9 protein-coding genes are annotated in these 11,845 nt (G+C 70.9%); all 9 read left to right on the top strand.

The window, feature by feature from the left end:
* The coding region (locus CCN44_RS11630) for a peptidoglycan D,D-transpeptidase FtsI family protein (protein ID WP_244203905.1) at positions 1-1,872 on the top strand (1,872 nt) is incomplete at its 5' end.
* 42 nt (positions 1,873-1,914) lie between these two features.
* Positions 1,915-3,570 carry a UDP-N-acetylmuramoyl-L-alanyl-D-glutamate--2,6-diaminopimelate ligase gene (locus CCN44_RS11625; RefSeq protein ID WP_208639755.1) on the top strand — a complete coding sequence of 552 codons (1,656 nt, stop codon included), beginning with the start codon at positions 1,915-1,917 and terminating at the stop codon, positions 3,568-3,570.
* Positions 3,571-3,598: 28 nt separating this feature from the next.
* A complete protein-coding gene (locus CCN44_RS11620; protein WP_059248831.1) occupies positions 3,599-5,005 on the top strand; it encodes a UDP-N-acetylmuramoyl-tripeptide--D-alanyl-D-alanine ligase in 1,407 nt (468 codons plus the stop codon).
* Complete coding sequence (mraY, locus tag CCN44_RS11615) at positions 5,002-6,075, top strand: phospho-N-acetylmuramoyl-pentapeptide-transferase (protein ID WP_189397251.1); 1,074 nt, start codon at positions 5,002-5,004, stop codon at positions 6,073-6,075. Before CCN44_RS11620 ends, mraY begins: the two co-directional genes overlap by 4 nt.
* The gene (murD, locus tag CCN44_RS11610) at positions 6,057-7,496 is read left to right on the top strand and encodes a UDP-N-acetylmuramoyl-L-alanine--D-glutamate ligase (protein WP_223283923.1); all 1,440 of its coding nucleotides are present in this window, start codon (positions 6,057-6,059) and stop codon (positions 7,494-7,496) included. Before mraY ends, murD begins: the two co-directional genes overlap by 19 nt.
* A gap of 68 nt (positions 7,497-7,564) precedes the next feature.
* Positions 7,565-8,932 (top strand): putative lipid II flippase FtsW, encoded by a 1,368-nt coding sequence (ftsW, locus tag CCN44_RS11605; protein WP_059248829.1) that lies wholly within the window; start codon positions 7,565-7,567, stop codon positions 8,930-8,932.
* Between the two features lie 6 nt (positions 8,933-8,938).
* Positions 8,939-10,027, top strand: coding sequence for an undecaprenyldiphospho-muramoylpentapeptide beta-N-acetylglucosaminyltransferase (murG, locus tag CCN44_RS11600; RefSeq protein ID WP_059248828.1), 1,089 nt, complete (start codon positions 8,939-8,941; stop codon positions 10,025-10,027).
* A 26-nt stretch (positions 10,028-10,053) separates the two neighbouring features.
* A complete protein-coding gene (locus CCN44_RS11595; RefSeq protein WP_086697589.1) occupies positions 10,054-10,848 on the top strand; it encodes a cell division protein FtsQ/DivIB in 795 nt (264 codons plus the stop codon).
* Positions 10,849-11,127: 279 nt separating this feature from the next.
* On the top strand, positions 11,128-11,845 hold a 718-nt coding region (ftsZ, locus tag CCN44_RS11590; protein WP_086697588.1), incomplete at its 3' end, for a cell division protein FtsZ.

Raw genomic sequence — 11,845 nt, 5'->3', positions numbered from 1 at the left:
GCCCGGCCGGGACGTCGGCCCGGCGGGGCCCGGCCCCCGGTCACGCCTCCGCTCCGGCTCGGCAGCCCCCGGCCCCGGCTGCGCCTGGTCAGCCTCGCCCTGACCCTGGTGCTGCTCGCCTTCGTGGTGCGGCTGCTCCAGGTCCAGGCCGTCGACGCGAGCGCCTACACGGCACGGGCCGAGCAGAACCGGTACGTGGTGCACACCCTGGCCGCCGAGCGCGGCGAGATCACCGACCGCAACGGCGTCGCGCTCGCCGTCAGCGAGGACGCCTACGACATCACGGCCGACCCGACCATGTTCAGCGCCAAGCAGCTGAAGATCGGCGACGGCCCCGAGCAGGCCGCCGCGCTGCTCGCCCCGATCCTCCGCCAGGACCAGGCCGCGCTCGTCAAGAAGCTGCGCCCGGAGAACAGGAACTCCCGCTACACCCGGCTCGCCGCCCGGCAGACGCCGCAGGTCTGGCAGCAGATCAAGGACCTGAAGACCGCGCTCGCCAAGAAGGCGGAGACCGACCGCACCACCGTCAACGTGCTGTCCGGCGTCTTCGCCGACCCCAGCAGCCAGCGCGTGTACCCCAACGGCGAGCTGGCCGCCGGGATACTGGGCTGGGTCAACGCCGACGGCCAGGGCGGCGGCGGCATCGAGCAGAAGCTGAACAAGCAGCTCGCCGGGAAGGACGGCAAGGTCCGCTACGCCCAGGCCGGCGGCCGGGAGGTGCCCACGGCCGGGTCGACCGAGACGCCCGCCGTGCCCGGCGCCGACGTCGAGCTGACCATCGACCGCGACATCCAGTGGGCCGCGCAGAACGCCATCAGCGAGCAGGTGAAGCAGTCCAAGGCGGACCGCGGCTACGTCATCGTCCAGGACACCCGCACCGGCCAGATCCTGGCCATGGCCAACTCGCCCGGCTTCGACCCGAACGACCTGGCGAAGGCCGACGGCGACGCCATGGGCAACGCGGCCCTCCAGGACGCCTACGAGCCCGGCTCCACCGCCAAGGTGATGTCCATGGCGGCCGTGCTGGAGAAGAACGTGGCGACCCCGCTCACCCACGTCGTCGTACCCAACCGGCTGCACCGCGGCGATCGCCTCTTCCAGGACGACATCGACCACGCCACCTGGTACCTCACGCTCAACGGCGTGCTCGCCAAGTCCAGCAACATCGGCACCATCCTGGCCACCGGCGAACTCGGCAAGACCCAGCCCGAGGCCAACAAGGTCCTCTACTCGTACCTGCGCAAGTTCGGCATCGGCGGCTACACCGGCCTCGGCTTCCCCGGCGAGACCCCCGGCATCCTCGCGCCGCCGCAGAAGTGGTCCACCTCGCAGCAGTACACGATCCCTTTCGGCCAGGGCTTCTCCATCAACGCCATGCAGGCCGCCTCCGTGTACTCCACCATCGCCAACGGCGGCGTCCGCGTCGAGCCGACCCTGGTGCGCGGCACCAAGGGCGCCGACGGGCGCTTCACCCCGGCGCCGAAGCCCAAGCAGACCCGGGTCGTCAGCGCCAAGACAGCCAAGACCCTCGCGCAGATGCTGGAGTCCGTCGTCGACGACGAGCAGGGCACCGGCGTCAAGGCCCGCATCCCGGGGTACCGGGTCGCGGGCAAGACCGGCACCGCCAACCGCGTGGATCCGGCCACCGGCCGCTACCGCGGCTACACCTCCTCGTTCGCCGGTTTCGCCCCCGCCGACAACCCGCGGATCACCGTCTACTGCGCCATCCAGAACGCCACCTCGGGCAGCTACTTCGGTGGCCAGATCTGCGGCCCCATCTACAAGCAGGTGATGGAGTTCGCCCTGAAGACCCTCCAGATCCCGCCGACCGGGGCCAAGGCCGCCAACCTGCCCGTCGAGTACAAACCCTGATCAGCACCACCTGATCAGCACGGAAACACCAGGAACGAGCTCGTGACAACGATCACCCCCGACGCCGGGAACCACGGCGCCGAGAGCCCCTCACTTCGCTCCGGAGCGGGTGCGCCCGGTACGCTCACCGCCGTGCCACACGCTGATCAGTCCCAAACCACCCAGAAGGGCCAACCCGTGACATATCCGGGACTGCCCAGGCCGACGCAGCTCCCCGCCACCCCCCTCGCGGAGCTCGCCGACCAGCTGGGTGTCACCGCGCCGGAGGGCGCCGCCGAGATCACGGGTATCACCCACGACTCGCGCGCCGTCCGCCCCGGCGACCTGTACGCCGCCCTCCCGGGCGCCCGTCTGCACGGCGCGGACTTCGTCGCCCAGGCCGCGAGCCTGGGCGCCGTCGCCGTGCTCACCGACCCCACCGGCGCCGAGCGCGCCGCCGCGACCGGACTGCCCGTCCTGGTCGTCGCGGAGCCGCGCGCGCGGATGGGGGAGCTGGCGGCCACCATCTACCGCCACCCGGGCCGCGACCTGCTCCAGATCGGCATCACCGGCACCTCCGGCAAGACCACCACCGCCTATCTCGTCGAGGGCGGTCTGCGGACCGCGAAGGCCACCGGACTCATCGGCACGGTCGAGATCCGCATCGGCGACGAGCGGATCAAGTCCGAGCGCACCACCCCCGAAGCCACCGACCTCCAGGCCCTGTTCGCCGTCATGCGCGAAGGCGGCGTCGAGGCGGTCGCCATGGAGGTCTCCAGCCACGCCCTGGTCCTCGGCCGGGTCGACGGCTGCGTCTTCGACATCGCCGTCTTCACCAACCTCAGCCCGGAACACATGGAGTTCCACTCCGACATGGAGGACTACTTCCGGGCCAAGGCACAGCTCTTCACGCCGGAACGCAGCAAACTCGGCGTGGTCAACGCCGACGACGAGTACGGCCGAAGGCTCGTCGCGGAGGCGACCGTGCCGGTCGTCACCTTCTCCGCCGAGGGCCACCCCGACGCCGACTGGCGTGCCGAGGACGTCCAGGTCGGCCCCATGGACTCGACGTTCACCGTCGTGGGCCCGAAGGGCGAGCGGATCCACGCCCGGTCGCCGATCGCCGGCCCCTTCAACGTGGCGAACACCCTCGCCGCCATCGTCGCCCTCGCCGTGGCCGGCCTCGACCCGCAGGCCGCCGCCGACGGCATCGCCGCCGTCCCGGGCGTCCCGGGCCGCCTGGAGCGCGTCGACGCCGGGCAGCCCTACCTCGCGGTCGTCGACTACGCCCACAAGACCGACGCCGTCGAGTCGGTGCTCAAGGCGCTGCGCAAGGTCACCAAGGGCCGGCTGCACGTCGTCCTCGGCTGCGGCGGCGACCGCGACCAGACCAAGCGCGCCCCGATGGGCGCCGCCGCGGCCCGGCTCGCCGACACGGCCGTACTGACCTCCGACAACCCCCGCTCGGAGGACCCCCTCGCGATCCTCGCGACCATGCTCCAGGGCGCCGCCTCGGTGCCCGCGCACGAGCGCGGCGAGGTGCTCCTGTTCGAGGACCGGGCCGCCGCCATCGCCGCCGCCGTGGGCCGCGCCCAGGCCGGCGACACCGTGCTGGTCGCCGGCAAGGGGCACGAGCAGGGCCAGGACATCGCCGGCGTGGTCCGTCCCTTCGACGACCGCCAGGTGCTTCGCGAAGCTATCCAGAACACCCAGGGATGAAAATCCAGAAGACCCAGGGGATGAACTTGTGATCGCCCTCTCCCTCGCCGAGATCGCAGCAGTCGTCGGCGGGCAGACGCACGACATACCGGATCCGTCCGTCCAGGTCACGGGACCGGTCGTCCGGGACTCCCGCGAGGTGGTGCCCGGCAGCCTGTTCGCCGCCTTCGTCGGCGAGCGCGTGGACGGCCACGACTACGCAGCGCAGGTCGTCGCGGCCGGCGCGGTCGCCGTGCTGGCGTCCCGGCCGGTCGGCGTCCCCGCGATCGTCGTGGAGGACGTCCAGACGGCCCTCGGCGCGCTCGCCCGGCACGTCGTACGCCGGCTCGGCGCGACCCTCGTCGCCCTGACCGGCTCGGCCGGCAAGACCAGCACCAAGGACCTGATCGCGCAGGTGCTCCAGCGCAAGGCGCCGACCGTGTTCACGCCCGGCTCGCTCAACAACGAGATCGGGCTGCCGCTGACCGCCCTGTCCGCCACCGAGGAGACCAGGTTCCTCGTGCTGGAGATGGGCGCCCGCGGCATCGGGCACATCCGCTACCTCACCGGCCTCACCCCGCCGAAGATCGGCCTGGTGCTCAACGTCGGCACCGCCCACATCGGCGAGTTCGGCGGACGCGAGCAGATCGCCCAGGCCAAGGGGGAGCTGGTCGAGGCGCTGCCCGAGGACGGGGCAGCCCTGCTCAACGCCGACGACCCGCTGGTCCGCGCCATGGCCTCCCGTACCAAGGCGAAGGTGGTCCTTTTCGGAGAGTCGGCCGAAGCGGACGTACGCGCCGAGAACGTACGACTCACGGACAGCGGACAGCCCGCCTTCAGGCTTCACACACCCTCCGGTGCAGCCGATGTGACCATGCGCCTGTACGGTGAGCACCACGTGTCGAACGCGCTCGCCGCGGCCGCCGTCGCCCATGAGCTGGGCATGTCCGCGGAAGAGATCGCCACCGCGCTCTCCGAGGCGGGCTCCCTCTCCCGCTGGCGCATGGAGGTCACCGAGCGCCCGGACGGCGTGACCATCGTCAACGACGCCTACAACGCCAACCCCGAGTCCATGCGGGCCGCCCTCAGGGCGCTCGCGGCCATGGGCAAGGGGCGCCGCACGTGGGCGGTGCTCGGCAAGATGGCCGAGCTGGGGGACGAGGCGCTCGCCGAGCACGACGCCGTCGGACGGCTCGCCGTCCGGCTCAACGTCAGCAAGCTCGTCGCCGTCGGGGGGATTGAAGCCTCCTGGCTGCAATTGGGCGCATATAACGAGGGTTCGTGGGGTGAGGAGTCGGTGCACGTGTCCGACGCACAGGCGGCGATCGACCTGTTGCGCAGCGAGTTGCGCCCGGGGGACGTCGTGCTCGTGAAGGCGTCCCGGTCGGTGGGGCTGGAGAGCGTCGCCCAGGCGCTCGTCGAGTCCGGTGCCGAGGGTGAGGTTGCCGCCCGATGATGAAGCAGATCCTGTTCTCGGGAGTCATTGGCCTCTTCCTGACGCTGGTCGGCACCCCGCTGCTGATCAAGCTTCTCGCCCGCAAGGGCTACGGCCAGTACATCCGTGACGACGGCCCGCGCGAGCACGCCAGCAAGCGCGGTACGCCGACCATGGGCGGTATCGCCTTCATCCTGGCGACGATCGCCGCGTACTTCCTGAGCAAGCTCATCACCGGTTACCCGCCGACCTACTCCGGACTGCTCGTGCTCGGCCTGATGTTCGGCATGGGCCTGGTCGGCTTCCTCGACGACTACATCAAGATCGTCAAGCGGCGCTCGCTGGGTCTGCGGGCCAAGGCCAAGATGGCCGGCCAGCTGATCGTCGGCATCGCGTTCGCGGTGCTCGCCCTGCAGTTCTCCGACGCGCGCGGCAACACGCCGGCGTCCACCAAGCTGTCGTTCATCACCGACTTCGGCTGGACGATCGGCCCGGTGCTGTTCGTCGTCTGGGCGCTGTTCATGATCCTCGCCATGTCGAACGGCGTGAACCTCACCGACGGTCTGGACGGCCTCGCCACCGGCGCCTCCGTGCTGGTCTTCGGCGCCTACACCTTCATCGGGGTGTGGCAGTTCCAGGAGTCCTGCGCCAACGCGGGCACGCTCACCAACCCGGGCGCCTGCTACGAGGTGCGCGACCCGCTCGACCTCGCGGTGGTCGCCTCCGCGCTGATGGGTGCCTGCCTGGGCTTCCTGTGGTGGAACACCTCGCCGGCGAAGATCTTCATGGGCGACACCGGCTCGCTCGCCCTCGGCGGTGTCCTCACCGGCCTGGCCATCTGCTCCCGCACGGAGCTGCTGCTGGCCATCATGGGCGGCCTGTTCGTCCTCATCACCATGTCGGTCGTCATCCAGGTCGGCTCCTTCCGGCTCACCGGGAAGCGGGTCTTCCGGATGGCACCGCTCCAGCACCACTTCGAACTCAAGGGCTGGTCCGAGGTCCTGGTGGTGGTCCGCTTCTGGATCATCCAGGGCATCTGTGTGATCGTCGGACTGGGCCTCTTCTACGCGGGATGGGCAGCGGACAAGTGACCTCCTCGGTGCCTTCTGAATTCCAGGGCAAGCACGTCACCGTCGCCGGGCTCGGCGTCTCCGGCGTCCCGGCGGCGAAAGCGCTGCACGCGCGCGGGGCGATCGTCACGGTCGTCAACGACGGCGACGACGCACGCGCGCGTGAGCAGGCCGCCGCACTCGAGGCGCTCGGCATCACCGTGCGCCTCGGCGACGGGTCGACCCTGCCGGAGGGCACCGAGCTGATCGTCACCGCGCCCGGCTGGCAGCCCGACAAGCCGCTGTTCCGCGCCGCCGAGCAGGCCGGTGTCCCGGTCTGGGGCGACGTGGAGCTGGCCTGGCGGCTGCGCGGCCCCGACGCGGCCCCCTGGCTGGCCGTGACGGGCACCAACGGCAAGACCACGACCGTGCAGATGCTCGCCTCCATCCTGAAGGCGGCGGGCCTGCGCACGGCCGCCGTGGGCAACATCGGCGTCTCCCTGCTGGACGCGGTCCTCGGCGAGGAGCGGTACGACGTGCTCGCCGTGGAGCTGTCCAGCTACCAGCTCCACTGGTCGCCCTCGCTGCGGGCGCACTCGGCGGCGGTCCTCAACCTCGCCCCGGACCACCTGGACTGGCACGGCTCCATGGAGGCGTACGCGCGCGACAAGGGCCGTATCTACGAGGGCAACAAGGTCGCCTGCGTCTACAACGCCGCCGACAAGGCCACCGAGGACCTGGTGCGCGAGGCCGACGTCGAAGAGGGCTGCCGGGCCGTCGGGTTCACCCTGGGCACCCCCGGGCCCTCCCAACTCGGTGTCGTCGAGGGCATCCTGGTCGACCGCGCCTTCGTGGCGGACCGGCAGCGCAACGCGCAGGAGCTGGCCGAGGTCTCCGACGTGCACCCGCCGGCCCCGCACAACATCGCCAACGCCCTTGCCGCGGCGGCCCTCGCGCGCGCCTTCGGGGTGCCCGCCACGGCCGTACGGGACGGCCTGCGGGCCTTCCGCCCGGACGCCCACCGCATCGCGCTCGTCGCCGGCATCGACGGGGTCGCCTACGTCGACGACTCCAAGGCGACCAACACGCACGCCGCGGAAGCCTCGTTGGCGGCATATGAGTCGATCGTATGGATCGCGGGCGGCCTGGCGAAGGGCGCGACCTTCGACGAACTGGTCGCCAGGTCGGCGAAGCGGCTGCGCGGCGTGGTCCTGATCGGCGCCGATCGTGCCCTGATCCGTGACGCCCTCGCGCGACACGCGCCGGAAGTACCCGTGGTCGACCTCGACCGGACCGACACTGGGGCGATGCTCCAGGCGGTGACGGAAGCGAAGCGGCTGGCTCAGCCCGGCGACACGGTGCTGCTGGCCCCGGCCTGCGCCTCCATGGACATGTTCACCAACTACAACCAGCGCGGCGACGCGTTCGCGGCGGCGGTCCGCGAACTCGAAGCCGAAGCCTGACCCCGGCCGCCTGCCGGGCGGATCTTGGGAGGGACGCGTGGGACGGTCGACGTTCGGTGGAGGCGCCGATGCCCAGTAGCCGTACCGGAAAGCCGCCCGTGCAGCGGGCGTCCCGGCGCCCTCGGCCGGCCGTTCCCCGGCCTCCGCGCGAGAACCCCGTCCAGCGGCTCTGCACGCGCGCGCGAAGGGCCTGGGACCGGCCGCTGACCGCCTACTACCTGATCCTCGGCGGCAGTGTGCTGATCACCGTGCTGGGCCTGGTGATGGTCTACTCGGCCTCCCAGATCACCGCGCTGCAGCTGTCGCTGCCCGGGTCGTACTTCTTCCGCAAGCAGTTCCTCGCCGCGCTCATCGGCGGCGCACTGCTGTTCGCCGCCTCCCGCATGCCGGTGAAACTGCACCGGGCGCTGGCCTACCCGATCCTCGCCGGCGCCGTCTTCCTGATGGTCCTGGTGCAGGTCCCCGGGATAGGGGTGGCGGTCAACGGCAACCAGAACTGGATCTCCCTCGGCGGCTCCTTCCAGATCCAGCCCAGCGAGTTCGGCAAGCTCGCCCTGGTGCTGTGGGGCGCGGACCTGATCGCCCGCAAGCAGGAGCGGAAGCTGCTGACCCAGTGGAAGCACATGCTGGTGCCGCTGGTCCCGGTAGCCTTCCTGCTGCTCGGGCTGATCATGCTCGGCGGCGACATGGGCACCGCGATCATCCTCACGGCGATCCTGTTCGGCCTGCTCTGGCTCGCGGGCGCGCCGACCCGGCTGTTCGCGGGCGTGCTGTCCGTCGCCGCGCTGATCGGTGTGACCCTCATCAAGACCAGCCCCAACCGGATGGCCCGCCTCGCCTGCATCGGCGCCACCGAGCCGAAGGCCGGGGTCGCCGACTGCTGGCAGGCGGTGCACGGGATCTACGCCCTCGCCTCCGGCGGACTCTTCGGCTCCGGACTCGGTGCGAGTGTGGAAAAATGGGGCCAACTCCCGGAAGCCCACACCGACTTCATCTTCGCCGTCACCGGTGAGGAACTGGGTCTCGCGGGGACGCTGTCGGTGCTCGCCCTGTTCGCGGCTCTAGGCTATGCGGGTATCCGCGTGGCCGGACGCACGGAGGACCCCTTCGTGAGGTACGCCGCGGGAGGCGTGACCACCTGGATCACCGCCCAGGCGGTGATCAACATCGGTGCGGTGCTCGGCCTGCTGCCGATCGCCGGGGTCCCGCTCCCGCTGTTCTCCTACGGAGGGTCCGCCCTGCTGCCGACCATGTTCGCCATCGGGCTGCTGATCGCCTTCGCGCGCGACGAGCCCGCTGCGCGGGCAGCGCTTGCGATGCGGCAACCTCGCTTTGGTAGAAAGCGGGCGGGAGGCTCCGGTGCCGAGCGGGGGCCTCGGAGATGGAACACGATGCGACGGCGTGCCTCGGCGGCGCGTTCGTCCGGAGAGCGGTGAATTTCGGTGCATGTCGTACTCGCCGGTGGGGGGACCGCCGGCCACATCGAGCCCGCGCTCGCCCTCGCGGACGCCCTGCGCAGGCAGGACCCGACCGTGGGAATCACGGCCCTGGGCACGGAGCGCGGCCTGGAGACCCGGCTCGTCCCGGAGCGCGGTTACGAACTGGCGCTGATCCCGGCGGTGCCGCTGCCGCGCAAGCCCACCCCCGAGCTGATCACCGTCCCGGGCCGGCTGCGCGGCACGATCAAGGCCGCCGAGCAGATCCTGGAGCGCACCAAGGCGGACGTCGTGGTCGGCTTCGGCGGCTACGTCGCCCTGCCCGGCTACCTGGCCGCCAAGCGCCTCGGCGTGCCCATCGTGATCCACGAGGCCAACGCCCGCCCCGGCCTGGCCAACAAGATCGGCTCGCGGTACGCGGCCCGGGTCGCCGTCTCCACCCCGGACAGCAAGCTGCGTGACGCCCGCTACATCGGCATCCCGCTGCGCCGCTCCATCGCCACGCTGGACCGCGCCGCCGTCCGCCCGGAGGCCCGCGCCCGCTTCGGCCTCGACCCCAACCTGCCCACGCTGCTGGTCTCCGGCGGCTCGCAGGGCGCCCGGCGGCTCAACGAGGTGACGCAGGCGGTCGCCCCGTGGCTGCAGCAGGCCGGCATCCAGATCCTGCACGCGGTCGGCCCGAAGAACGAACTGCCGCAGGTGCACCAGATGCCGGGAATGCCCCCCTACATCCCGGTAAGTTACCTGGACCGGATGGACCTCGCGTACGCCGCGGCCGACATGATGCTCTGCCGCGCGGGCGCGATGACCGTCGCCGAACTCTCCGCCGTCGGCCTCCCGGCCGCCTACGTCCCGCTGCCCATCGGCAACGGCGAACAGCGGCTCAATGCGCAGCCGGTGGTCAAGGCCGGCGGCGGACTCCTGGTCGACGACGCGGAACTGACGCCCGAGTGGGTGCAGCAGAACGTGCTGCCCGTGCTCGCCGACCCGCACCGGCTGTACGAGATGTCCCGCGCGGCAAGCGAGTTCGGCCGCCGGGACGCCGACGACCTGCTCGTCGGCATGGTGTACGAGGCGATCGCCTCGCGCCGTTAGGACCATATGACGAAGGGGCAGTAAGGGTGGCCGGACCGACTACCGCCGAGCGCGGTGAACGCCAGCAGGAGTCGTCCGGCCCCCCGCAGGCCCGCAGACTCGGCGGACGGCGCCTTCGCAGGATCGTCGTCCTGGCCGCCGTGCTCGTGCTGCTCGGGGCCGGTTCCGCCTGGGCGTTGTACGGCTCCTCCTGGCTGCGCGTCGAGCGCGTCTCGGTGTCGGGCACGCGCGTGCTGACCCCCGCCGAGGTGCGCGCGGCGGCGGCCGTGCCCGTCGGGGACCCGATGATTTCCGTCGACACGGAGGGGATCGAAGCCCGACTTCGCCGGAAATTGCCCCGAATTGACACTGTCGATGTGGTTCGTTCCTGGCCCCATGGAATCGGCCTGAAAGTGATCGAGCGCACTCCGGTTCTGCTGGTCCGAAAGGGCCGGGACTTCGTCGAAGTCGATGACGAAGGTGTCCGTTTCGCCACGGTTTCGCAGGCGCCGAATGGCGTTCCGACGCTGGAATTGACCGCATCCCGCACGGGCCCCGGCGCCGCGAGCTTCCGGCGCTTCGGCAGGGACCGGCTGGTGCGCGAGGCCGTCCGGGTCGCCGGCGACCTGCCGGCCGCCGTGGCGCGGGCCACCCGGACCGTCCACGTGCGCTCCTACGACGCCATCGCGCTGGAGTTGGGCGACGGCCGCACCGTGGCCTGGGGCAGTGGCGAGAACGGCCGCGCCAAGGCACGGGCCCTCACGGCACTCATGAAAGCAGCTCCCGGCGCGCGGCACTTCGATGTCAGCGTCCCCACCGCCCCTGCGTCATCGGGGAGTTGACGCACATCAGCGCAGGCCAGCACCCTGGTTGGGCACTGCTACGGCTGATCACATAGGGTGAAAAGAAAAACGGGAGGTTCGGCGTGTTCGTTGAACGGGCGCCACTTGTCGACTTAGTGTCCTGTTCAGAAGACTCCAGGGAACAGACACACTGGTAACCCTAAACTTCAGGGTTAGGGTTCGGGTCGGCGCTACGGACCGTCCCATTCGGCATCCGTCGTCCCGGCGCGGGGCACCGCCCGGCGGCGACAACGTAATTCGAGGCGAGAGGCCTTCGACGTGGCAGCACCGCAGAACTACCTCGCAGTCATCAAGGTCATCGGTGTCGGCGGCGGTGGTGTCAATGCCATCAACCGGATGATCGAGGTCGGTCTCAAGGGCGTCGAGTTCATCGCCATCAACACCGACGCACAGGCGCTGTTGATGAGCGACGCCGACGTCAAGCTCGACGTCGGCCGCGAACTCACCCGCGGACTCGGCGCCGGAGCCAACCCGGCCGTCGGCCGCAAGGCCGCCGAGGACCACCGCGAGGAGATCGAGGAGGTCCTCAAGGGGGCCGACATGGTCTTCGTGACGGCCGGTGAAGGCGGCGGCACCGGCACCGGCGGGGCCCCCGTCGTGGCCAACATCGCGCGCTCGCTCGGCGCCCTCACCATCGGCGTGGTCACGCGCCCGTTCACCTTCGAGGGACGGCGCCGCGCGAACCAGGCCGAGGACGGCATCGCCGAACTGCGCGAAGAGGTCGACACCCTCATCGTGATCCCGAACGACCGGCTGCTGTCCATCTCGGACCGCCAGGTCTCGGTCCTGGACGCGTTCAAGTCCGCCGACCAGGTCCTGCTCTCCGGTGTCCAGGGCATCACCGACCTCATCACCACCCCCGGCCTGATCAACCTGGACTTCGCCGACGTCAAGTCGGTCATGTCCGAGGCCGGTTCGGCCCTCATGGGCATCGGCTCGGCCCGCGGCGACGACCGCGCGGTGGCCGCGGCCGAGA

The sequence above is a fragment of the Streptomyces tricolor genome, from assembly GCF_002155905.1.
In the GTDB taxonomy this organism is placed as follows: domain Bacteria; phylum Actinomycetota; class Actinomycetes; order Streptomycetales; family Streptomycetaceae; genus Streptomyces; species Streptomyces tricolor.
This window is presented reverse-complemented; position numbering and strand designations above follow the sequence as displayed.